Genomic DNA, 22,404 nt, shown 5'->3' on the forward strand with positions numbered 1-22,404 from the left:
AGCCGCCGAACGGGCAAACCACGGCGTCCCGTTGGAGGAAGGACCGGTGGAACGCACGGGCGCCACCGGCCCCATCCGCAGCGTGTACATGCGGGACCCGGACGACAACCGAGCTCAGCAACTATGCGGCCACGACGGACCCGCACACCGCCTGACTAGCGCTCGTCGCGCCCCACATCCCGTACGAGATCCAGCGCCCTGCCCAGCGTGGTCAGGCGCTCCTCCAGTGTGTCGCCGGCCGGGTAGAGGCGGACCGTGTCGACGCCCGCGGCGCTCCAGACCCGCAGGCGTTCGCGGACCATGGGCTCGGTGCCGATGAGGGTGGTGGCCAGGACCATGTCGTCGGTGACCAGTTCCGCGGCGCCGTCGCGGTCGCCCGCCTGCCAGCGTGCGCGGACCTCGGCCGCCGTGTCGGCCCAGCCCTGCCTGCTGTAGGCGTTGTTGTAGTAGTTGGTGGTCGCGGAACCCATGCCGCCCAGACTGAACGCCAGTTCCTTCTTGCGGCCCGCGACCATCGCGCGCAGCGTGTCCTCGTCGTCGGCGAACGCCACCTCGGCGCCCTGGCAGATGTCCAGGTCGGACCGCTGACGGCCGGCCGCCGCGAGTCCGGCGTCCAGATGGTCGAAGTAGGCCCCCTGCGCGCCCTCGGGCACGAAACTCGTGCCGAGCCAGCCGTCCGCGATCTCGCCGGTCAGCCGCAGCATTCTGGGCGAGAGCGTGGCCAGATAGACGGGCAGGTCGTGCTCGGCCCGCATGGACAGGCGCATCGGCTTCGCCTCGCCGCCGGGAAGCGGGAGGGTGAACTCCCGTCCCTCGTAAGCGAGTTTCTCTCCCGCCACCGCCTGCCGGACGATCTCGACGGTCTCGCGCATACGGGTCAGGGGCCGCGCGAAGGGGACCCCGTGCAGCCCTTCGATCACCTGCGGTCCCGACGGGCCGAGTCCGAGCAGGAAGCGGCCTCCGGAGATGTTGGAGAGGGTGATCGCAGCGCGGGCGATCGCGGCCGGGGTGCGGGTGGCCAGCTGGATGATCCCGGAGCCGAGCAGCATCCTCTCCGTGCGCGCCGCCAGGTAGCCGAGCGGCGAGGGGGCCTCCGAGCCCCACGCCTCGGCCACCCAGCAGATGTCCATCCCGAGCCGTTCGGCCTCGGTCACGAAGTCGACCGTCTCGCGCCAACTGCCGCCCGAGGCCTCGATCGTCGTGGACGTACGCATCACTCGCCCCGCCCTTCCGGAGCCGGGCCGCCCTCGGCCAGGTCCTTGATCGCGTCGAGCGTGGCGGTGATGTTCCGCTCGAACTCCCGCAGCCGCACGAACACGATCTTCTGCTCCTTCTCCGGCATCCGGTCGATCGCGTAGGAGAGCCCGGACCGGCCGGGTCCGAGCTGCATCCACTGGGCCAGCTCGGTGCCGCCGTCGTCGAGCGGTGTCAGAGTGAACTTCCACAGGGCGCTGGGCTGTTCGGGGTCCTCGACCGCCCAGGCGAACACGCGGGGCGCCTCGCACCGGACGACGTACGAGGTGGTCTGCCACTCCCCCAGCGACTCGTGCTTGCTGCGTCCGGCGAACCGCGCGCCGAGCGTGGGTCCCGCCGCCCCGTCCAGCCAGGCGACCGAACGGAGTTCGGCGCTGAGCGTGGGCATCAGGCTGATGTCGGAGACGAACTCCCACACCCGCTCCGGCGACGCCAGGATCCTTCTGCGGACCTCGACCGTCGGTTTGTCGGCGTAGCGCGCGCCCGTCCACTCCATTGCCGGTTGCCTCTCCGTCTGCGGGAAGTTCACTGTGCGGGGTCCGTGGAAAGCGGCCCTGAGCATGAGAGTTGCGTAGATAGACTGACTCGTCAAGAGGGCGGGACAGGGGTGGGACCACGGGGAGTCAGTCGGAGAAACGCGCCTTGATGTCCGGGCGTTCGGCCAGCCGGGCCGGATAGCCCGGGCCGAGACGCGGCCGCGTGTTCTCGGCCGTCATCGGCTCCTTGCACGCGCTGCACACGACCTCGGCATGGCTCTCCTGGCCGCACCGGTCGTGGTGGAACACGACGGGCGGTCCGGCCTCCTCCGCGAGCCAGCGGTCGCCCCACCTGTTCATGGCGGCGAGCACGCCGAAGAAATCGCGTCCCATGTCAGTGAGCACGTAGTCGTAGCGGACGGGCTCCTGCTGATAGGCCCGTTTCTCCATGAGCCCCTCGTCCACGAGACGCCGGAGCCGGTCGGCCAGGGTGTTGCGCGCGATGCCGAGCTCCTCCTGGAACACGTCGAACCGCTTGATCCCGTAGAACGCCTCACGCAGGACGAGCGGCGTCCACCAGTCGCCGAGCAGGTCCATGGTGCGGGCGATGGAGCAGGGCCAGTTGGCAAAGGAGGTCCGCCTCATGCCGTCAGCATACGAGGGTCTCGGATTGAGACCCAGCAGTTCGGGCCCGCGAGCAGAGGCCGGTTCGGGCGTTCCGTACGGCTGTGGCACGTGACCTACGACGCAAACTCCGCGTCCCTGTTGTGGAGCCCGTCACGGAACTGATCCAGTGGCCGGGACTGTCGGCGCGCGGCGCCGCACGAGGAGGGGGCTCACGCATGACGTCCGGGTACTTCACGTCCGTCGACGATGTGTCCGCGCGGCTCGCCGCGACGGGCTACCTGGCGTCCCCCGCGGTGGCCACCACGGTCTTCCTCGCCGACCGCCTCGGCAAGCCGCTCCTCGTCGAGGGCCCCGCGGGTGTCGGCAAGACCGAACTGGCCAAGGCGGTCGCCGAGGTCGCGGGCGCCACCCTCGTCCGGCTCCAGTGCTACGAGGGCGTGGACGAGTCACGCGCCCTGTACGAGTGGAACCACGCCAAGCAGCTCCTGCGCATCACGGCGGGCCGCGACGAGTCGTGGGACGAGACCCGTACGGACATCTTCAGCGAGGAGTTCCTGCTGCCGCGCCCGCTGCTGACGGCGATCCGCGGCAGCGACCCGAAGGTGCTGCTCATCGACGAGACCGACAAGGCCGACGTCGAGGTGGAGGGCCTGCTCCTGGAGGTGCTCAGCGACTTCCAGGTGACGGTGCCCGAGCTCGGCACGATCACCGCGACGCGCCGCCCGTTCACCGTCCTCACCTCCAACGCGAGCCGCGAGCTGTCCGAGGCGCTGCGCCGCCGCTGCCTGTTCCTCCATATCGGCTTCCCCGAGGAGGAGTTGGAGCGCCGGATCGTACGGCTCAAGGTGCCGGGGCTCGACGAAACACTGGCGCAGGCCGTGGTGCGGGTGGTCAGCGCGCTGCGCGCGATGGACCTGCGGAAGGTGCCGTCGGTCGCGGAGACCATCGACTGGGCCCGCACGCTCCTCGCCCTCGGCGCCGGAACCCTCGACGAGGAGGTCGTGCGCGACACGCTCGGCGTCGTCCTCAAGCATCAGGAGGACGTGCTGAAGGCGGCGGCCAAGCTGGACCTGGACGCCGTGTGAGCGCGACGGCGGCCGGCGTCCCCGAGCGGCTCACCGCTCTCGTGCAGGCGCTGCGCTCGCACGGCGTCCGGATCGGCACCGGCGAGACCGTCGACGCCGGGCTCGCCGTCGAGGCGCTCGGCCTGACCGACCGCGAGCGCCTGCGGGAGGGCCTGGCGGCGGCGCTGCTGCACAGCGAGGGGCAGCGGTCCGTCTTCGACCCCGTCTTCGATCTGTACTTTCCCCGGAGTGTCGGCGCCCCGCAGGACACACGTCACGAGTCGAGCGCCGGGCGGGCGTGGCGGGACTCCGACACGGCCGACCTGCGCGAGCGGCTCGCCGCCGCGCTCGCCGCCAACGACCAGGAGCTGCTGGACCAGTTGGCGGCCGAGGCGGTGGACGGCCTCGGCGGCTACGGCACGGCGAACGGGGCGGGCGGCTCGGGCGGATCCGGAGGATCGGGTCCGTCCAGCCGCTCGGACGGCTGGTCCTCGCACCAGACGCTGGCCCGGCTGCGCCCGGAGACTCTGCTCGCCCGGATCCTCGCCGGGATCCGGGCCGGGGCCGCCGTCGAGGACGAGTTCACCGACCGGCTCCAGGCGGACGAGATCCGCCGCCGCATCCAGGCGTTCCGCGGGCGTGTGGGCACCGAGGCGCGGCGCCGGGTCGCCGAGCGTCGCGGCACCGACGAGATCGCCCGCCGCGCCATCGCACCCATCGCCGACCGTGTCGACTTCCTCATCGCGGGGCGCGCCCAGCTGGACGAGCTGCGCCGGGCGGTTCAGCCCCTGGCCCGCAAGCTGGCCACCCGCCTCGCAGCCCGCCGGCGCCGGGCCGCGCGCGGGCGGATCGACCTGCGCCGCACGCTCCGTGGGTCCCTGTCGACGGGCGGCGTCCCGATGCGGCCCGTGCTGCGCCGCCGCCGTCCCGCGCGTCCCGAACTCGTCCTCCTGTGCGACGTGTCCGGCTCGGTCGCGGGGTTCGCCAACTTCACGATGCTGCTGGTGCAGGCGCTGCACGACCAGTTCAGCAAGGTGCGGGTGTTCGCCTTCGTCAACCGAGTCGACGAGGTGACCGACCTCATCGGCCGCGACGCGGCCGAGCCCGAGGGACTCAGCACGCGCATCCTCTCGGCGGCGGCCGTGACGGGCTGGCACGGAAGCAGCGACTACGGCACGTCGCTGGGCGAGTTCGCCGAGCGGTACGCGGACGCGGTCGGCCCGCGCAGCACCGTGTTCGTCCTGGGCGACGCCCGTACGAACATGAGCGACCCCAACACGGGGGCACTGCGGGACGTCGCCGGGCGCGCCCGCAAGGTGTACTGGCTCAACCCCGAACGGCGCTCGCTGTGGGACACCGGCGACTCGGCGGCCGACACGTACGCGGAGATCGTCGAGATGCATGAGTGCCGCAACGCCCAGCAGCTGAGTGCGCTGATCGCGCGGCTGCTGCCTGTTTGATCCCCCTTCGCGGCGACGGGGTCAGTTGTGCGAGCCGGGGACCTGACATGCGTGCCGGAGCAGGCGGGGCGCGCCGGAGCCGGATGTGGGGGTGCCGGAGTCAGACGTGCGCGAGGAGCCGGTCCAGAGGGCGTGGCACCTGGTCGAGGTCGAGCCGCTCCACGAGTGAGCGCGCGTACTGCGCCTTGCGTCCGCTGTGCGTCCCCATGAACCGGCGCAACTGCCGCTCCACGCCCCGTTCCCGCTGCGCCGGCTGCTTCTGGAAGGTGCGGAAGGACCTCAAGTCGCCCTCGACGTCCAGGACTTCCTGCACGGTGTCCGCGCCGAGGCCGCGGATCAGTTCGTCCTCCAGGTCCGCGACACACACGTAGAAGCCGAGCTGTTCCATGTCCGCGTGGGTGAGGTGGGGGCGCGGGCCGGTCCGCTCCAGAACGCTGCGGAAGTAGTGCTCCTCCCCCGCGTCGCACAGCCCGGCGACGGTGACGTCGAGGCCGTCCGGGCCGCACACGGCGAGGAATCGCCCGATGCTCATCGCGCCGCCGAGCGGCAGCACCGCGACGCCCTCCTCGTCGAGGCTGCGCCCGCGCCGCCGGGCCAGCGCCTCGACGGCGACCAGGTCGCTCTCCCCTTCGACCAGGACGACCTTGCGCACACCGGCCGTGACGGCCAGCTCACGGGCCGCCTCCGCGGCCGGCCCGTCGTCACCTCCGTGCGCCGCCCACGCTCCGGCCGCCCGACGGAACCGTCTCATCTCGTCCACACGCCCAGTTTCGCAGGGCACGGGGTGTCCGCGTCCAGCCAATTAGCTCACATGTTCGAATCTAGGAGTACGCTGTCCTCATGGCAACGCACCAACTCCAGGGGTCCCTGTTCGACCAGAGCGACGACGTGCGACTGCGCCCGCTGGACGGGGTCAGCAGGACCGTGCTCGGCGACGGCGCCTGGATCGACCTGCTGCCGGGCTGGCTCAGCGGCGCCGACGCCCTGTTCGAACAGCTGGCCACGGAGGTGCCGTGGAAGGCCGAGCGGCGGCAGATGTACGAGCGGGTCGTGGACGTGCCGCGCCTGCTCGCCTTCTACGGTGCGGGCGAGCCACTTCCGCACCCCGTCCTCGACGAGGCCCGACAGGCGCTGTCGGCGCACTACGCGGCCGAGCTCGGGGAACCCTTCACGACGGCCGGGCTGTGCCACTACCGCGACGGCCGCGACAGCGTCGCCTGGCACGGCGACCGCATCGGCCGCGGCGCCCGCGAGGACACCATGGTCGCCATCCTCTCCGTGGGCGCGCCGCGCGACCTGCTGCTGCGCCCGCGCGAAGGCGGCGTCGTGGTCCGCCGGCCGCTGGGCCACGGCGACCTGATCGTGATGGGCGGCTCCTGTCAGCGGACGTGGGAACACGCCATCCCGAAGACGACGCGGGCCGCGGGCGGCCGGATCAGCATCCAGTTCCGGCCGCACGGGGTGCAGTGACCGAGCGAAGCCGCCCGGATGCCGGACGACTGTCGGAAGCCGTCCGGCTCGGACAGGCGCACGCGGCGCCCGCCTCGGGTCCACGGCGTCCACCGCCGAGGCGGACCGCTTCGCCGTCCACTTCCTGGGCACGCACAAGTACGGGTTCGGAGAGCCTGCCACGCGAGAACCCCGCGTCGTCCGTGAGCTTCTGACGGTGTGTCGGGCAGGCCGTACGCGCTTCGAGTTCCGCCTGCCAGTCGCCCGGATCCGCCGTGGACGCGCCGTCCGTGGACGCGACGCCGGCGACGATCAGGCCCTGGAGCGGAGCTGCCGGATCGGCTTCGGCCGCGGCGTTCAGGGCCTGGAGGGCGCCCGTGTCGCTGCCGACGAGGACGACCCGGGCCGCCGGGTCGAGGCCGAGTGCCGCCGCGACCGACGCCTGCACAGCGTCGGCGGATGTGGACGGGGCCGTGTCGAGGGCGTGGACCACATAGCCGTCGGTGGCGATGCACCGGCCGAACCTCTCGTATACCGGGCCGTGTTCACCCCGGCCTGGCAGGACGACGAGTGTCGCCCTGTGCGCTCGCTTCCGCGTGCCCGATCCCGCGCCGCCTTCGCCGCGACCGAGGCCGGCCGGCTCGTCCGCGTCAGCCAGTGCAGCCGGGCTGCGTACGGCGCCCGCGTGTGCGCTGCCACGCCCTTGACGAACCCCTCGTACCAGCGGGCTTCGGCGTCCGGGTCAGGTGCGGGGTCGTCGTCCTCGTCGAACAGGATCCCGTAGACGTGGCGCCGCTCCAGGCAGGGTGCGAGACCCTGGCGCAGCAGCCGGAAGACGGGCTCCGAAACCCAGGCCCACGGGCAGGCGGGGTCGGTGTACTCGGTGACCGTGACGACGGGTGGCGCACCGGACGCCTTCGACTCCGGCCGCGTGCGCGGCGACGGCCCGTTCACGCCGGCACGGCGGTGATCTCGCCCCGCGCCTCGGCGCCGCCCCGCGCCAGGTCCCCGACGGTGGTACGCCCGAAGAGGGCGTACGCGGCCGACTCGGCGTCGCTCCACAGATCGCTCACGCTGCGGCCGGTGCCCGAACGGCCGAGGCGGTCCGGGCGTTCGCCGCGCACGGTGAAGAACTCGCCGTCCACCGCGGTCATCACCTCCGCCACCGATATCGCGTCCGCGTCACGGCCGAGCCAGTAGCCCCCCTCACAGCCGCGCTGGCTGCGCACGAGGCCGGCCGAACGCAGGTCACGGAACACGGACTTGAGGAACCGGAACGGGATCCCCTGCGCCGAGGCGATCCCCTCGCAGGTGAGGGGTCGCGCACTGTCCGCGGCGAGTTCGACGAGCGCCCGCACCGCGTAGTCCGCCTTCGCCGAGATCTGCATGTGCACCGCCTTCCCGAAGCTTCCGTCACGTGCGCCGCGCCGCCCGCCCGAACCCCCGTTCCGGCGGGCCCGCGAGGGCCGCGCCGAAGGGCGCGAAACCCGGGGCGGCGACAATGGACACATCTTGACATCCATTCGACCGGCTCTCTACGGTCGGCCGAAGATCTTGAGCGTTCACGGCACGGCACCGAGCGAGCCGCGAGCACCTTGATCTCCGTCGTCATCGGCACCAACACCGGCGCGCGACCCCCGCTTTCCACGCCGGGCCACCGCCGACGGCCCGCCCACGACGAGCAGGACTGCCATGGCCACACCTTCACACGCCGGTGACTCCCCCGAGCGCGACGCGTTCCACCCCGACCTCCCGGACCATGACGCGCCGCTGCCACTGCGCGCCCGGCTCCACCACATCCGTGCGGGCGAACTGGACGGCGACACCGCGCAGACCGGCGGCATGCGGCGGTTCGCGGCGATCAGCGGCAGCACGGTCGGCTCCGAGCGCATCTGGATGGGCCAGACACACGTGGCCCCCGCCACCGCCTCCTCCAACCACCACCACGGCGCTTCGGAGACGGCGATCCATGTCGTGAAGGGCCACCCGGAGTTCGTGTTCCTGGACGACTCCACCGGCACACCCGAAGAGGTCCGGCTCCGCACGGCACCCGGCGACTACATCTTCGTGCCGCCCTACGTCCCGCACCGCGAGGAGAACCCGAGCCCGGACGAGGAGGCGGTCGTCGTGATCGCGCGCAGCACGCAGGAGGCGATCGTCGTCAACCTGCCGGAGCTGTACGTACTCGACCAGGATTCCCCGACGGGGAACTGACACCACGTCACGACCTCGGTCACCTGGGCGGATCGGGGCGGAGATGAACCCGTAGCGCACGCGCCATGCGGTCCGCCTCGCCGTCCGTCACCCACTCCTCGTCCGGCCGGCCGAGCATTGCGAAGACACCCGGACCGCGGCGCTCCGGCGGGAGGTCGGGCAGCCGGGGCACCACGTGAAAGTGCACGTGCGAGAAGCCTTCTGCCTCCGCGAACTGCGCCACGTAGGTCTTCTCGCAGCCGATCACACTGCGCAGTGCGCGGGAGAGCCTGACCTGCCAGGCGCCCAGCGTCCCGGCCTCCGCGTCGGTCAGGTCATGGACGGCCGTCACGTGGCGTCGCGGCAGCAGCACCAGCCATCCGGGCAGCGCCGTTCCGATGGCATGGACCACCCGCCAGCACTCGTCGAAGGCGATGCGCTCGCGTGGCGGCAGGCCGGCGAACTGCGCTTCCTTGCCGCACGGGTAGCAGTCGGGATCCGTCATGCCAGGGATCCTAGGATCCCGAACGGCGCCCCCACCCGCCTAGGGCGCGATGACGCCGGGCGACGCGGGCTGGGATCCGAGGTGATGGTCCGCGAGGTTCAGTGCCTCGCTCACCAGGCGTCGCAGATGCCCGTCGGGCAGCGCGTAGACCACGCGGCGTCCCTCCTTGCGGGCGGTCACCAGGCCCGCCAGACGGAGTTTCGCCAGGTGCTGACTGACGGCGGGGCGGGCCGCGCCGCACGTCTCGGTGAGCGTCGTGACATCCGCCTCGCCCCTGCCGAGCGTGTGGAGCAGCACGAGACGGGTGCGGTCGGCGAGGAGGCCGAGGAGGTCGGCGGCGTAGGCAAGCTGCTCGTCGCTCGGATCTCGCGGGTGCGCACCGTGCGCAGGTGATAGGTGCATGCGTGCGCTCATACGCACATAATGGACGGGACGCCTTCCGGTGTCCAGCACGCACCTGCGACCTCCGAACTCCGCCCCGTCCAGGAAGGCCCGACTCTTGAGCCCTCAGCACGGACACGCACCGCACGACGGCCCGCATCACCACGGCGGCCACCACCACCACCAAGGCCACGGTCACCACCACGGCCACGGCCCGGCATCGGCGGCGGACCGGTGGCGGCACCGGCTCACGCACGTCCTCACGCCGCACTCCCACGAGACCGCCGACAAGACCGACCGGGCGCTCGAAGCCTCAGCCCGGGGCCTGCGTGCCCTGTGGATCTCGCTGGCCGTGCTGGGCGTGACCGCGGCGGCCCAGGCGGTCGTCGTCGTCCTCTCCGGCTCGGTCGCGCTGCTCGGCGACACGGTCCACAACGCGGCGGACGCCCTCACCGCGCTGCCGCTCGGCGTCGCCTTCGTCCTGGGCCGGCGGGCCGCCAACCGCCGCTTCACCTACGGATACGGACGCGCCGAGGACATCGCCGGGCTCGTCATCGTCCTGACCATCGCCGCCTCCGCCGCCTTCGCCGCGTGGACGGCGGTCGACCGGCTCATCGACCCGCGCGACATCACGTACCTGCCGGCCGTGGCCGCGGCTGCCGTGATCGGGTTCCTCGGAAACGAATGGGTCGCCCGCTACCGCATCCGCGTCGGCCGTGACATCGGCTCCGCGGCGCTGGTCGCCGACGGACTGCACGCGCGTACGGACGGATTCACCTCGCTCGCCGTTCTCATCGGGGCGGGCGGCGCCGCCGTCGGCTGGCGGCTCGCCGACCCGCTCGTGGGACTGACCATCACCGCCGCCATCCTTCTGGTGCTGCGCGACGCCTGCCGGGAGGTCTTCCGGCGCGTGATGGACGCCGTCGACCCGGCCGTCGTCGACAGCGCCGAGCACGCCCTGAAACACGTACCCGGCGTGCTGGCCGTCGGCGAACTGCGGATGCGCTGGATAGGGCACCGGCTGCGCGCCGAGGTCGCCATCGTCGTCGACGGCGCGCTCAGCGTGCGAGCCGCCCACGAGGTCGCGGTCGCCGCGGAGCACGCCCTGCTGCACGCCGTCCCCAAGCTCACCGGCGCGCTCGTGCACGCCGACCCTGCGCCCGACCCCGGCGCACCCGACCCGCACGCGGTACTCGCCCACCACTCCGCGTAAAGACCCCTGGAGCTTCGCCCCCTGCCCAACAGCGCGCTCGCAGGCACCGCTTAACATCACCGGTGATGACCGGAAGCAGGACGCAGCGTGCGGGGCGCGGAGCGTGGTGGGCCACGCGGATCGCGGCGCTCTGCCCTGCCCTGAGCGTGCTGCTCGCGGCGCTGGTGATGTGCCTGGGCCCCGCGGCCCACGGCACCGATGGCACGGCGGACGGATCCCTTCCCACGGTGACCTCTGTTGCGGCCGGCAGCGCGACGCAGCATCATGCGCGATCCGCGTACCCAGCCGCGGTGGAGACCGTCGCGCGCCGGGGCGACTGCCCGGCCGGGGACAGGTGCTGCGACCCGGCCTCCCGGGGCGTACGCGCCGTGCTCTCCGCTCCCGCGCAGCCGCATCCGGCGGTGCTGCCCCGGATGCCCGCCGCCACGATGCCGGACGCCCCGCCCCCGAGCCCCTCGGGCCTCCCGCCCTCCGGCACCGCCCCTGATCTCCACGTCCTCCAGATTCAGCGAACCTAGGCCGATGTCGGGCCGGCGCGGGCGCTCATCGCCCTGCCGTGCCGCACGCGCGCTCGCGCACTCCACGACATCACCCGTCCCGCAGAACCGCCGCGCCACGACACCGCGCGGCGGCGAGGAGTCATCCCCATGAGCAGAACCGGCAAGAAGGCAGCGGCCACCGCACGCAAGGCCCGTATCGACGAGATGCGCCGCGCCCAGCAGGTCCGCGACCGGCGCAACCGCGTCATCACCGTCACGCTCGGCACGGTCATCGTCGCCGGGCTCGTCGGCTTCGGCGCGTACGCCATCGACAGGGCGAACGACAAGGACGAGCAGCAGACAGCCGCGGCGAAGAAGCCCGTCCGGGGCGAGAAGAGCTGGGACGCGAAGAAGCTCGGCCGCAACCACGTCACCAAGGCCGTCACCTACAAGATGAACCCGCCCGTCGGCGGGGACCACAACCAGGCCTGGATGACGTGCGACGGCACCGTCTACACCAAGGCAGTACCGAACGAGAACGCCGTGCACTCGCTCGAACACGGCGCGGTCTGGGTGACATACAACGGCAAGGCCGGTGACGCCGACGTCGCGAGGCTCGGCGAGAAGGTCGCCAAGACCCCCTACTCGCTGATGAGTCCGGTCGACGACCAGGCGGGTCCGATCATGCTGTCCGCGTGGGGCCACCAGCTCACCGTCGACAAGGCCTCGGACCCACGGGTCGGACAGTTCTTCACCAAATACGTGCAGGGGGTGCAGACCCCCGAGCCCGGCGCCGCCTGCACCAACGGTCTTGAGGGGAGCTGATGACGGCGTCGACGGACCGCGCCGGGTCCGGCGAGACGGCCGGGCGACCCGCTCCCGTTCGGCTGCTCTTCGCCGGCGCGACCGTCCTCGTCGCCCTCGCCCTGGCCCTGTTGGTCCTGGCCACCCCGGGCAGCGGCGCGGGGAAGCCGGCGCCGGCCGAGCCCCCGGCCGTCGGCTCCGCGGACGCCGGGTTCGCCCGGGACATGGCCGTCCATCATCAGCAGGCGGTGGAGATGTCGTTCGTCGTCCGCGACCGTACGGACGACGAGGAGGTGCGCCGGCTCGCCTACGACATCGCCAACACCCAGGCCAACCAGCGCGGCATGCTGCTGGGCCTGCTCGACCTGTGGGGGCTGCCGAAGGTCTCGCCGGACGGCGGTTACATGGCGTGGATGGGCGACAGTCACGCGCATGACCACGGAGACGACGGAATCGCCGCGAAGAACGGCGCGCTCATGCCGGGAATGGCCACCGACGCCGAGCTCGACCGGCTGCACAAGGCCAAGGGCAAGGACGCCGAGATGCTGTATCTCCAGTTGATGACGGCACATCACATGGGCGGCGTCGACATGGCGGGCGCCTGCGCCCAGCAGTGCGAGGTCCCGGTGGAACGGCGGCTCGCGCAGGGCATGGTCGACGCGCAGAGGTCGGAGACGAGGCTCATGGCCGACCTGCTGCGGGCGCGCGATTCGTCTCCTCGCTGACGCGGGTGGGGCCGTCCCGCCGACCACGGGACGGCCCACCGGGGCACTGCCAGAATGGCGGTGCCCCGCCCGATCTCGTCCTGCCCCATCCCGTCCCGGCAGAAGGCACCCCCATGACGACGACCATCGACTCGCAGGACCCCCTCGCCGTCGCGGTCACGCAGGCGATCCGCCAGGGTGACGTACCGGGCCTGCGTCACCTGCTGGCCGAGAACCCATGGCTGGCCTCCGCCGGGATCGCGGAGACCGCCCGCCCGGACTGCTCCGGGATCCGCACGCTGCTGCACATCGCGACCGACTGGCCCGGCCACTTCCCCAACGGTCCGCAGGTTCTGGCCGCCCTGGTGGAGGCAGGAGCCGACCCCGACGCGCGTTTCTCCGGCGCGCACACCGAGACGCCGCTGCACTGGGCGGCGAGCAATGACGACGTCGCCGCCGTCGACGCCCTTGTCGCGGCAGGCGCGGACATCGAGGCTCCGGGCGCGGTGATCGGCGACGGCACTCCTCTCGCCGACGCCTGCGCCTTCGGGCAGTGGCGCGCGGCGTTCCGGCTCGTCGCGCACGGCGCCCGCGTCACCTTTGAGGAGGCCGCGTCGCTCGGTCTGCTCGGCCAGGTCGAGGCCTGCGCGACGGCCGGGGAACCGCCGACGCCGGAGGAGCTGTCCAGGGCTTTCTGGTGCGCCTGCCACGGCGGCCGCCTGGCCACGGCCCAGTACCTGTACGGACTGGGGGCGGATCCCGACCGGATCGGATACGGCGACAGGACGCCCGTGGACATCGCGCGCGAGCAGGACGCCACGGACGTCGTCGAGTGGCTTTCCGCTGTCGCCGCGAAGCCGGTGGGTGACTCTGCGTAGTTCCCGGAATTCGGTGCCGCCCCCGGGGTGCTCAATCGGCCCGTGGCGGCTCCAATAGAAGGTGGGGAACCTCGGCGAGGAGGCCTGTCCATGACGAACGCGACGCGACTGCTGCCCGCTCTTCCTCACGAGCACCGCGAGCGGCTGATGACGCTCGCCCAGGAGGTGACGTTCGAAGAGGACGAGCGGATCTTCGAGGAGGGCCACATCGCCGACCGGTTCTGGGTCGTGCGCTCAGGCGCTGTCTCACTGGACCATCAGGTCACCGAGCACAAGCGGGTGACCGTCGCCTCGCTCGGCGCGGGTGATCTGCTCGGCTGGTCATGGCTGTTCCCGCCGCATCAGTGGGACTTCGGGGCCGAGGCGTTCAGCCCCGTGCGCGCCTACGAGTTCGACGCGCAGGCGGTCCGCAGTCTCTGCGAGGCCGATCCCGCGCTGGGCATGTCCCTGATCCGCACCGTCGCCGAGATCCTCGCCTACCGGCTCGGGGCGACGCGCGCCAAGCTCATGGAGCAGTACTCCATCCACCGGACGCAGCCGATCTGACGGCGCCCCGCGCCCATGCGTACCGCGGGCCGACTGTGAACGCCTCGATAAGAGCCTGTCGGATCTGTTGACTGCCCCCACCCCCAGCGATATGAATCCCTGCACATAGGTGATTGTGCACATAGGGGTGAGGGTCGTGAAGTTCGAGTACGTCCTGCTCGCGCTGCTGTCGTACCGCCCGTTCAGCGGGTACGACCTGCGCAAGTGGGTGGACACAGAAGGACAGTTCCTCCGTTCGCGCGCCCATCACAGCCAGATCTACCGGCTGCTCGGGCGCATGGTCGACGACGGTTGGGTGGCGTACGAGGTCGATCCACGCGAGGGCCGGCCGGACGCGAAGGTCTACCGGCTGACGCCACGGGGGCGCGACGTCCTGATGGAGTGGGTGCGCTCCCCGTACGACCCGCCCAGCCGCTTCCAGGACGCCGACTTCCTGGCCAGGTTCAGCTTCGCCGCCCCGCTCGACAGGGACGCGGCGATCCGGCTGATCAGGACCGAACTCACTTATCGGCGCGCCCAGATCGCCGGCAACCGCGACCGCGACAGGCGCATCGGATTCGAGAACCCGCTGCCCGAGCTGGACCAGGACCTCGCGCGCGAGATCAGCGACGAGCTGCACGCCTACGGTGCCTCGTCCGTCGACCGCTGGGTGGCCTGGCTCGAAGGGCTGCTGCGGCGCCTGGAGACCGGACGGCCGGAGTCCGATGGCAGTACACCCACGCAGACAGGGGGCGCCGCATGAAGGCGATCATGGTGATGTTCGACAGCCTCAACCGGCGGATGCTGCCGCCGTACGGAGGCGACTGGACGCACGCGCCGAACTTCGCCCGGCTCGCCGAGCGGTCCGTCACGTACGACAACTGCTACGCGGGCTCGATGCCCTGTATGCCGGCCCGCCGCGAGATCCACACGGGGCGGCACAACTTCCTGCACCGCAGCTGGGGTCCGCTGGAGCCGTTCGACGACTCCATGCCCGAACTGCTCAAGCAGAGCGGCGTCTACACCCACCTCGTGAGCGACCACCCCCATTACTGGGAGGACGGCGGCGCGACCTATCACGGCCGGTACATCACCTGGGAGTTCTTCCGCGGGCAGGAGGGCGACCCGTGGAAGGGGCAGGTCGCGGATCCCGAGATGCCCGAGGATCTCAAGAAGGTCCGGTTCGGGGCCGCCTACCGGCAGGACTGGGTGAACCGGCCGCACATGGCGACCGAGGACCGTCATCCGCAGACGCTGACGTTCGACGCCGGCCTGGAGTTCGTCCACACCAATCGCGACGCGGACAACTGGTTCGTACAGATAGAGACCTTCGACCCGCACGAGCCGTTCTTCAGCCACCGGCGCTTCAAGGACCTCTATCCGCACGACTACGACGGCCCGCACTTCGACTGGCCCGACTACAAGCGCGTGGTCGAGACGGACGACCAGGTCGGGCACGCCCGGTACGAGTACGCGGCGCTGCTGTCCATGTGCGACCACTCCCTCGGGCGAGTCCTCGACACGATGGACGAACTCGGCCTGTGGGAGGACACGTTGCTCCTGGTCTGCACGGACCACGGTCTGCTGCTCGGCGAGAAGGGGTGGTGGGGCAAGAGCGTGCAGCCCTGGTACAACGAACTCGTCCATCTGCCCCTGTTCGCCTGGGATCCCCGGACCGGCGCGACGGGCGAGCGGCGCCAGGACCTCGTGCAGACCATCGACCTGGCGCCCACCCTCCTGGAGTTCTTCGGCGTCCCGCGGCCCGGCGACATGCAGGGCGCGCCGCTCTCGGACACGTCCGTACGCGAGGCGGGCCTGTTCGGCATGCACGGCGGACACGTCAATGTGACCGACGGCCGCCACGTCTACATGAGGGCGCCCGTCTCCCCCGACAACGCTCCACTGCACGAGCACACGTTGATGCCGACGCACATGCGGGGCCGCTTCACGCCGCAGGAGCTCGCGGACCTGGAGCTGGCCGAACCCTTCGACTTCACCAAGGGCGTCCGCACGCTGCGCATGTCCGGGCGCACGCTCTTCAACCCGTACCAGCACGGCACGCTGCTCTACGACCTGGCGTCCGACCCCGAGCAGCGCACTCCGCTCGCCGACGACGCGGTGGAGCTGCGCATGGCGCGTCTGATGGTGGACCTCATGCGGGCGAACGAGGCGCCGCCCGGCCAGTACGAGCGGCTCGGGCTCCCCGCGGTGGGGCCCGTCACCGAGAAGCACCTGCTGGTGCGCGCCCAGCGCGAACAGGCCGAGGCCGCCGCGCAGCCCCTGCCGCGCGCCGACGACTACCCGGAGGGCCGCTTCTCGCTGCGCACACCGATCCGGGCTCTGATCTCCGACCCGGTGGCGGTGGAGGTCCTGCGCCGCCACCTGCCGGGTGTCGTGGACTCGGAACTCCTGCAGATCCTGGGGCCGACGCCCCTGATCGACGTCGCCGCCATGGCGGGCGGGCTCTTCCCGGCGCCGCGGCTGCGGATGGTCGCCGAGGAACTCGCCGAGCTCTGACCGAACCGCAGCCCGGGCCGGAAGGTCCGTGCCGCCGCACCACCGAAAGAACGCCGGTGACGGGGCGGCCACCCCGTCACCGGCAGGCACCTCTCCCTCCCGCACCGCTCCAGCGAAGAACCATGCCAAGAAAGGGTGGCGCCATGCCCGAGCTTATCGATGGGCCAGCGACAACGACCAAGGACATCGGACCACCCGGAGTACCCCGGCGCGGGCGCCAGTTGTCGCTGCTCGGCGGTGCGCTGCTGGTCGACAGCACCGAGGCGAGCCTCGTCGGCGGTCTCTTCCCGCTCATCCGGCAGTCGCTCGGCATCTCGCTCGGGGCGCTCGGTGTCCTCACCGCCGCGAGCAAGATCGTGGGGGTGTTCACGGGCCCGTTCTGGGTGTGGGCCGCACAGCGCTGGTCCCGCAAGGGCGTCCTCGTCCTCGCGACGGGCCTGTGGGGTGTCTGGGGTGTGGCCGCGGGCTTCTCCCAGAACTTCGCCCAGCTGCTCGTGCTCTACACGATCCTCGCGGCGGGCTACGCGGCCGCCCACCCCGTCATCACCGAGATCATCGGCGACCTCTTCGACAGCTCGTCACGGGGCCGCGCGGTCGGACTCGTGTACGGCGCCGTGGCGCTGGTCAGTGCGGTGATCGGACCGCTCAAGGGGCAGTTGGCCGGCGTCGACGACGGCTGGCGATGGGGTCTGTGGGGGATCGGCGCGTTCAACATCGCGCTCGGCTGCGGAATCTGGCTGTGGTTCCGCGACCCCGGCCGGGGCGCTGCGGAGCGGCAGCTCGCCGACCTGGGCCAGGAGGCCCGCGCGGCACACGCCACCAAGGTCACCTGGTCGCAGGCGGTGGCGCTGTTCAGGGTCCGCAGCCTGTCCATCCTGCTGGTGTCCCGGCTGTTGTCAGGCCACCTCCTGATCTCCACGTTCGGTGTGGTCTATCTGGTGGACGTGTTCGGCTTCAGCACCCAGGTCGCCTCGGTGGTGCTGCTCCCGATGGGCATCGGCTACTTCCTGGGCACCCTCCTCGGAGGCTTCGCGGCCGACTGGGCCGCGCGCCGCAGCCCCCGGTACGGGCTGGTCGCGGTGTTGCAGGGCGCGCAGTTCGCCTTCGCCGTGACGGCCTTCTTCGGCACTCAGATCGAGTACGACGGCATCGCCCTCTTCGCGGTCTTCTTCGGCCTCATGGGCATGGCCCAGGGGATCAACCCGCCGGTCAACCGGCCCATGGTCATGGCGGTCACCCCACCCGAGCAGCGTGCCGCCGCCTTCGCGATCTACGTGTCCGTCTTCGAGGCGATCGCCTGGGCGGCGTTCAGCCTCGGCGCGGGCTTCCTGGGCGACGTGGTCGGGCTCCGGCCGGTGTTCCTGTGGGTCCTCGTCATCCTGATGCTCGTCAACGGAGCGGTCCTCACCCTGCTCTACCGCCCCTACGCGCAGGATGTGGCACGGGTACAGGGGGAACTCGACCGGCGCAGGAGCCAGGCTCTGGGCGCGGGGTGACGTCGGGGTGACGACAGCACCGCGGCCGGGCCGGGTCCGTGCCGCCCGGCGCGCGGTGCGCCTCGGCGTGCACGGGTCCGGCCCGGCCGCGGTGAGCTGTCGGCGATGCTCAGACGCTGCTCGCCACCTCCCGTTCCGTCACCGTGGCCGCGCCGTCCCCCGGCTGCGGCACCCGCAGGCGCCGGAGCCGGGCCGTGCACCAGATGCCGACGGCCGAGATGGCCATGAGCATGAGCGCCGTGGGCCAGTAGTGGCCGCCCGCGGCCGCGGCGAGGGAGACCGCCAGGAGCGGCGCGAGGCCGCCGAAGACCATGTTGCAGATCTGGTAGGACAGCGAGATGCCGGTGTAGCGGACGTGCGGGGCGAAGCCCTCCGCGAGGATCGAGGCGATGGGCCCGTACAGCGCGGACATCACCAGGCGCATCGCCAGCATCATCAGCCAGATCAGGATGACGCTGCCCGTGCCGAGGACCATGAACTGCGGGATCGCCAGGACGATGACGCCGGCCAGGCCCGCGATGACGACCTTGTGCGGGCCCACCCGGTCCGCCAGCCAGGACAGCCACGGCGTGACCAGGAGTTCCAGGAACGCCGCGAGGGTGAGGCCGTTGAGGAGCATGGACTCGGACAGACGGAGGTCACCGGTGCCGTACGAGAGCAGGAAACTGGTCACCACGTAGTAACCGCCGGTCGCGGTGGCCAGGGCGAAGACGCCGATGAGGACCGTGCGCCACGCCTTCTGGAAGACCTCCACGACGGGCAGCTTCTGTTCGGCGGCGGCGTGCTCGTCGCGCACCTCGGACATGACGGGCGACTCCTCGAGCTTCACCCGTACGACGAGGCCGACGATCACAAGGACCGAGGACGCCAGGAACGGCACGCGCCAGCCCCAGCTCATGAACGCGTCGTTGCCGAACAGGTTCATCAGGCTGAAGGCGCCGGTCGACAGCAACGCGCCTACGGATGAGCCGAGTTGGGCGAACGAACCGAAGAACGCGGCCTTGCCGGGCGGGGCGTTCTCCACGGCGATCAGTACGGCGCCTCCCCACTCGCCGCCGATCGCTATGCCCTGGATGAGGCGCAGCGCGATGAGGAGGACCGGGGCCAGCGCGCCGACTTGGGAGTAGGTGGGGAGCAGGCCGATCGCGAACGACGCGACGCCCATCATCACGAGCGTGATGACGAGGGTCTTCTTCCGGCCCACGCGGTCGCCTATGTGACCGAAGACGATGCCGCCGAGCGGGCGCAGTAGGAAGCCGACGGCGAAGGTCGCGAACGCCGAGAGGGTCTTGAGGTAGGGCGACATGTCCGGCGGGAAGAACACGTCGTCGAAGACGATCGCCGCCGCGGTGGCGAAGGCGTAGAAGTCGTACCACTCGATGGAGGTGCCGGCGAGGGCCGCGAAGGCGGCTCTGTACGGGCTCTGTCTGGTGGCGGGCTGTGTCGGCATGAAGCCTCCGGGGACAGGAGAGGCGGGGAAGGGGAGGGGGCTGTTGCAGTAGGGAGCTGTGCGGTGGAGCGGTCAGCGGCCGGGGGCGGCCCAGGCGCGGGCGCCGCCGATCCAGGTCTCGCGTACGCCGATGGAGGCGAGTTCGGCCGGGTCCGCGGTGAGCGGGTCGCTGTCGAGGACCACGAAGTCGGCGAGCATGCCGGGGGCCAGGGCGCCGACCGCGTGTTCGCGGTGCAGGGCACTGGCCGCCGCCGCGGTGTGCGCGTGCAGGCCGTCCGCGACGGGCATGCGCAGCGCGGCGTCGCCGAGGACGGTGCCGAGCACGGTGCGCCGGGTGGCCGCCGCGGAGATCGCCTCCAGCGGGGCCGGCGGCGCGACGGGCGCGTCGGAGCTGAAGACGACGGGCACGCCCGCGGCGAGGCAGGCGCCCGCCGGGTTGTAGCGGTGGCCGAGGTCGCCGACGGCGGTGAGTGTGCCGTCGCCGGTCCGCAGGTGGTGCTGGGGCTGCATGACGGGTACGACGCCCAACTCGCCCATGCGGACGATCTGTTCGTCGGTGGGCAGACCGGAGTGCTCGATGCGGTGCCGCATGCCGGGGCGCTCGCGGTCGGCCTGCGCCTTCTCGACGGCGTCGAGCACCATGCCGATGGCGTACGGGGACTGGGCGTGGGTGGCGGTCTGCAGGCCGGCGCGGTGGGCGCGGCCGACGAGCTCGGCGTACTCCTCGGCCGAGTGGTAGAGCTGCCCGTGGTGGCAGCAGTCCGCCGCGTATCCGTCGGGGAAGTACGCGGTCCAGCCGCCGAGCGTGCCGTCGGCGTAGAACTTCACGCCCTGGACACGGAAGTGGTCGTCGCCGAAGCCGTTCACGACTCCCAGGTCGAGCGCGGTGTCGAGGAGCGCGGAGGTGAGGTAGGCGGAGACGCGCAGGCGCAGCGAGCCGTCCTGACGTGCCCTCAGATAGGTCTCCATCTCGCGGCGGGATGCCTGCGCGTCACCGACGGTGGTGACACCGGCGGCGAGGAAGACCTCCTGGGCGCACAGCAGGTGGTCGGCCATGATCGCGTCGGGTTCGGAGAGGTGGAAGTTCGGGCCGTGGTTGCCGATCTTCACGCCGCCGGGCCCGGTGAGCAGGTCGCAGGCCGCGTCCCAGAGCTGTCCGTCGGGCTCGCCGGAGGGCAGACGGCCGATGCTGCCGCCCTCGGGGTCGGGGGTGCCCGCAGTGACGCCGCAGGTGCGCAGGGTGTGGGAGTTGACGACGCCGCCGTGACCGGAGGCGTTCATGACGTACACCTCGCGGTCGGTGGCGACGCGGTCGAGGTCGTGGCAGGTGGGGTGGCGGCACTCGGCGAGCCTGCGGTGCTCGTAGCCGAATCCGCGCACGGGGACTCCGGCGGGGAGTTCGCGGGCGGCGACGGCCAGGACGGCGACGAGTGTCTCGATGTCGGGGACGCGCTCGGGCCGGCAGTCGACCCAGGCCAGGGCCTGCCCGTACATCACGGGGTGGCAGTGGGCGTCGACGAAGCCGGGGTGGACGAGGCCGCCGTCGAGTTCGAGGTTCTCGTCGATCCGGCCGCCGAGAGCGGCGCGTGCCGAGTCCGCGGTGCCGACGTGGACGACGCGGCCGCCCCGGACGGCGAGCGCCTCGGCGCGTACGGGGGTTCCGGCGGCGGCCACCGCCGCGCCGGTCACCAGGAGCGTGCGGTCGGCGTCATCGAGGGGGTGGTGCATGAGGGGCCTGCTTTCGACCGTGGGAAGACGATGAGGGCCGCCGCGCACAGACAAGGCGCGGCGACTGATTCGTTCGCATGGACGATAAGCAGCCGACGATGAATTGACTAGATGTACCGCTGAGAAACTTTTCGTAAGTTCAGGCGAGCCATCGCTTACGTATCATCCGACCTGTGCCTCACTCGGCGGCCGGATCCTCGTAGCGCTCCTTGACGAGCTCCAGGTGCACCCAGCTCTCCACCGCGCGCACGCCCTTCACGGCCCGCATGTCCTCGACGGCCGTCCGGATCGCCGCGAGGGATTCCACCGTGATCGTGCCGACCAGGTCCGCGCGCCCCATGCAGGAGGACAGGAAGGAGACCTGTTCGCGCTCCGCGAGACGCGCGGCGACCTCGTCCCGCTCCCCTTCGACGCGCACCGCGAAGCCGCACAGGATGCCGAGGCCGAGGAGTTCGGGGCGCACCAGCGCGAGGACCTTCGCGACGCCGCCGTCGAGGAGCCGCAGCGTGCGCGCGCGAGCCGCGCCGGCCGACAGGCCGACCCGCTCGGCGAGCTCGGCGAACGGGAGGCGGCCGTCGGCCTCCAGCTCGCGCAGGACGAGCTGGTCGGTCTCGTCGAGTTCCGTGACGGCCGGCTCCCCCGCGAGCAGATACGGGTCCTTGAGGTGGCGGGTGGAGATGAGCGGGTCCACGACGTCGACGCCGGGCAGGCAGCGGACGCGTTCGATCGCCCGGTCCAGATCGGCGATCCCCTTCGTGCGCAGCTCGGCCATGACCGCGTAGCCGCCTGCGGTCAGCGTGACGAACGGCGCCTCGGGCATGGCGGCGACGGCGCGCGCCACGGGCCCGGCCGGACCGCGGACACCGATCGACAGATGCGCCGACGCGGTGAGGCCCCGGACGGCGGGGTGCACGACGGCCGCCACGAGCACACCGCCGCCCTCGAGCAGCCGCTGGACGCGGGCCCGGGTGGCGGGCCGGGAGAGGCCGACCCGCTGGGCCAGCGTCTCGTACGTCAGACGGCCGTCCGCCTGCAGCTCGCGGACGACGGCGAGGTCGATGTGGTCCAGGTCCACCGGGGCTTCCCCTCAGCTCGGCTGCCCGGGTACGGCCGCACCTGGGGTCGGCGCCCATTGTCTGCCACGGCGACATGGGCGCCGGACACCCGTGACATCCGTCACGGACGCCCGTCTCATGCGGAC

The 22,404-nt window shown here is 71.7% G+C and carries 24 protein-coding genes; 13 read left to right on the forward strand and 11 right to left on the reverse strand.

The features are described 5' to 3' along the window. Window positions 1-155: 155 nt before the first annotated feature. From OG758_RS05560 to OG758_RS05570, 3 genes are all read right to left on the reverse strand, one after another. Window positions 156-1,214: an LLM class flavin-dependent oxidoreductase gene (locus OG758_RS05560; protein WP_326708904.1), complete on the reverse strand. Its 1,059-nt coding sequence runs from the start codon at window positions 1,212-1,214 to the stop codon at window positions 156-158. Continuing rightward, window positions 1,214-1,750 carry an SRPBCC family protein gene (locus OG758_RS05565; RefSeq protein ID WP_326708905.1) on the reverse strand — a complete coding sequence of 179 codons (537 nt, stop codon included), beginning with the start codon at window positions 1,748-1,750 and terminating at the stop codon, window positions 1,214-1,216. The genes OG758_RS05560 and OG758_RS05565 overlap by 1 nt, the downstream gene beginning before the upstream one ends. A 127-nt stretch (window positions 1,751-1,877) precedes the next feature. Further along, on the reverse strand, window positions 1,878-2,375 hold the full coding sequence (locus OG758_RS05570) for a winged helix-turn-helix transcriptional regulator (protein ID WP_326708906.1): 498 nt from the start codon (window positions 2,373-2,375) through the stop codon (window positions 1,878-1,880). Between the two features lie 197 nt (window positions 2,376-2,572). On the opposite strand from OG758_RS05570, the gene OG758_RS05575 reads away from it, so the two are divergent. Both OG758_RS05575 and OG758_RS05580 read left to right on the forward strand, forming a co-directional pair. Further along, entirely contained in the window at window positions 2,573-3,442 is an 870-nt protein-coding gene (locus OG758_RS05575; RefSeq protein ID WP_326708907.1) for an AAA family ATPase, read from the forward strand. Beyond that, window positions 3,439-4,881, forward strand: coding sequence for a VWA domain-containing protein (locus OG758_RS05580; protein ID WP_326708908.1), 1,443 nt, complete (start codon window positions 3,439-3,441; stop codon window positions 4,879-4,881). The genes OG758_RS05575 and OG758_RS05580 overlap by 4 nt, the downstream gene beginning before the upstream one ends. A 100-nt stretch (window positions 4,882-4,981) precedes the next feature. Here OG758_RS05580 and OG758_RS05585 read toward each other — a convergent pair whose 3' ends face one another. Continuing rightward, window positions 4,982-5,641 (reverse strand): TOPRIM nucleotidyl transferase/hydrolase domain-containing protein, encoded by a 660-nt coding sequence (locus OG758_RS05585; RefSeq protein WP_372560955.1) that lies wholly within the window; start codon window positions 5,639-5,641, stop codon window positions 4,982-4,984. Window positions 5,642-5,721: 80 nt separating this feature from the next. Between OG758_RS05585 and OG758_RS05590 the strand changes: the two genes are divergently transcribed. Further along, on the forward strand, window positions 5,722-6,351 hold the full coding sequence (locus OG758_RS05590) for an alpha-ketoglutarate-dependent dioxygenase AlkB (RefSeq protein ID WP_326708909.1): 630 nt from the start codon (window positions 5,722-5,724) through the stop codon (window positions 6,349-6,351). Here the strand turns inward: OG758_RS05590 and OG758_RS05595 are convergent. Next, on the reverse strand, window positions 6,317-6,823 hold the full coding sequence (locus OG758_RS05595; protein ID WP_326708910.1) for a hypothetical protein: 507 nt from the start codon (window positions 6,821-6,823) through the stop codon (window positions 6,317-6,319). The two genes, OG758_RS05590 and OG758_RS05595, sit on opposite strands and share 35 nt — an antisense overlap. 457 nt (window positions 6,824-7,280) lie before the next feature. After that, window positions 7,281-7,718 (reverse strand): RrF2 family transcriptional regulator, encoded by a 438-nt coding sequence (locus OG758_RS05600; protein ID WP_326708911.1) that lies wholly within the window; start codon window positions 7,716-7,718, stop codon window positions 7,281-7,283. Window positions 7,719-8,022: 304 nt separating this feature from the next. Here OG758_RS05600 and OG758_RS05605 point away from each other — a divergent pair, with 304 nt between their 5' ends. Next, entirely contained in the window at window positions 8,023-8,544 is a 522-nt protein-coding gene (locus OG758_RS05605) for a cupin domain-containing protein (RefSeq protein WP_326708912.1), read from the forward strand. Between the two features lie 19 nt (window positions 8,545-8,563). Here OG758_RS05605 and OG758_RS05610 read toward each other — a convergent pair whose 3' ends face one another. Together OG758_RS05610 and OG758_RS05615 are read right to left on the reverse strand one after the other, a co-directional pair. Next, on the reverse strand, window positions 8,564-9,028 hold the full coding sequence (locus OG758_RS05610) for an HIT family protein (RefSeq protein WP_326708913.1): 465 nt from the start codon (window positions 9,026-9,028) through the stop codon (window positions 8,564-8,566). 39 nt (window positions 9,029-9,067) lie between these two features. Next, window positions 9,068-9,430 carry an ArsR/SmtB family transcription factor gene (locus OG758_RS05615; protein ID WP_326708914.1) on the reverse strand — a complete coding sequence of 121 codons (363 nt, stop codon included), beginning with the start codon at window positions 9,428-9,430 and terminating at the stop codon, window positions 9,068-9,070. A gap of 97 nt (window positions 9,431-9,527) precedes the next feature. On the opposite strand from OG758_RS05615, the gene OG758_RS05620 reads away from it, so the two are divergent. From OG758_RS05620 to OG758_RS05660, 9 genes are all read left to right on the forward strand, one after another. After that, window positions 9,528-10,622 carry a cation diffusion facilitator family transporter gene (locus OG758_RS05620; RefSeq protein WP_326708915.1) on the forward strand — a complete coding sequence of 365 codons (1,095 nt, stop codon included), beginning with the start codon at window positions 9,528-9,530 and terminating at the stop codon, window positions 10,620-10,622. A gap of 65 nt (window positions 10,623-10,687) precedes the next feature. Beyond that, window positions 10,688-11,140 (forward strand): hypothetical protein, encoded by a 453-nt coding sequence (locus OG758_RS05625; protein WP_326708916.1) that lies wholly within the window; start codon window positions 10,688-10,690, stop codon window positions 11,138-11,140. A gap of 129 nt (window positions 11,141-11,269) precedes the next feature. Then, window positions 11,270-11,926, forward strand: coding sequence for a DUF3105 domain-containing protein (locus tag OG758_RS05630; protein ID WP_326708917.1), 657 nt, complete (start codon window positions 11,270-11,272; stop codon window positions 11,924-11,926). Beyond that, window positions 11,926-12,630 carry a DUF305 domain-containing protein gene (locus tag OG758_RS05635; protein WP_326708918.1) on the forward strand — a complete coding sequence of 235 codons (705 nt, stop codon included), beginning with the start codon at window positions 11,926-11,928 and terminating at the stop codon, window positions 12,628-12,630. Before OG758_RS05630 ends, OG758_RS05635 begins: the two co-directional genes overlap by 1 nt. A 113-nt stretch (window positions 12,631-12,743) precedes the next feature. Then, the gene (locus OG758_RS05640) at window positions 12,744-13,487 is read left to right on the forward strand and encodes an ankyrin repeat domain-containing protein (RefSeq protein ID WP_326708919.1); all 744 of its coding nucleotides are present in this window, start codon (window positions 12,744-12,746) and stop codon (window positions 13,485-13,487) included. Window positions 13,488-13,577: 90 nt separating this feature from the next. Continuing rightward, window positions 13,578-14,033, forward strand: a complete 456-nt coding sequence (locus OG758_RS05645; protein WP_326708920.1) for a Crp/Fnr family transcriptional regulator — start codon at window positions 13,578-13,580, stop codon at window positions 14,031-14,033. Window positions 14,034-14,169: 136 nt separating this feature from the next. Continuing rightward, a complete protein-coding gene (locus tag OG758_RS05650) occupies window positions 14,170-14,775 on the forward strand; it encodes a PadR family transcriptional regulator (RefSeq protein WP_326708921.1) in 606 nt (201 codons plus the stop codon). Beyond that, a complete protein-coding gene (locus tag OG758_RS05655) occupies window positions 14,772-16,529 on the forward strand; it encodes a sulfatase (protein WP_326708922.1) in 1,758 nt (585 codons plus the stop codon). The genes OG758_RS05650 and OG758_RS05655 overlap by 4 nt, the downstream gene beginning before the upstream one ends. 143 nt (window positions 16,530-16,672) lie before the next feature. Next, complete coding sequence (locus tag OG758_RS05660) at window positions 16,673-18,025, forward strand: MFS transporter (RefSeq protein WP_326708923.1); 1,353 nt, start codon at window positions 16,673-16,675, stop codon at window positions 18,023-18,025. Window positions 18,026-18,134: 109 nt separating this feature from the next. Here OG758_RS05660 and OG758_RS05665 read toward each other — a convergent pair whose 3' ends face one another. From OG758_RS05665 to OG758_RS05675, 3 genes are all read right to left on the reverse strand, one after another. Then, window positions 18,135-19,475: an MFS transporter gene (locus OG758_RS05665; protein WP_326708924.1), complete on the reverse strand. Its 1,341-nt coding sequence runs from the start codon at window positions 19,473-19,475 to the stop codon at window positions 18,135-18,137. 72 nt (window positions 19,476-19,547) lie between these two features. Then, a complete protein-coding gene (locus OG758_RS05670) occupies window positions 19,548-21,203 on the reverse strand; it encodes an amidohydrolase (RefSeq protein WP_326708925.1) in 1,656 nt (551 codons plus the stop codon). Between the two features lie 178 nt (window positions 21,204-21,381). Continuing rightward, complete coding sequence (locus tag OG758_RS05675) at window positions 21,382-22,278, reverse strand: Lrp/AsnC family transcriptional regulator (protein WP_326708926.1); 897 nt, start codon at window positions 22,276-22,278, stop codon at window positions 21,382-21,384. Window positions 22,279-22,404 lie beyond the last annotated feature (126 nt).

This window comes from Streptomyces sp. NBC_01474 (assembly GCF_035918215.1).
Classification (GTDB): Bacteria; Actinomycetota; Actinomycetes; order Streptomycetales; family Streptomycetaceae; genus Streptomyces; species Streptomyces aureus.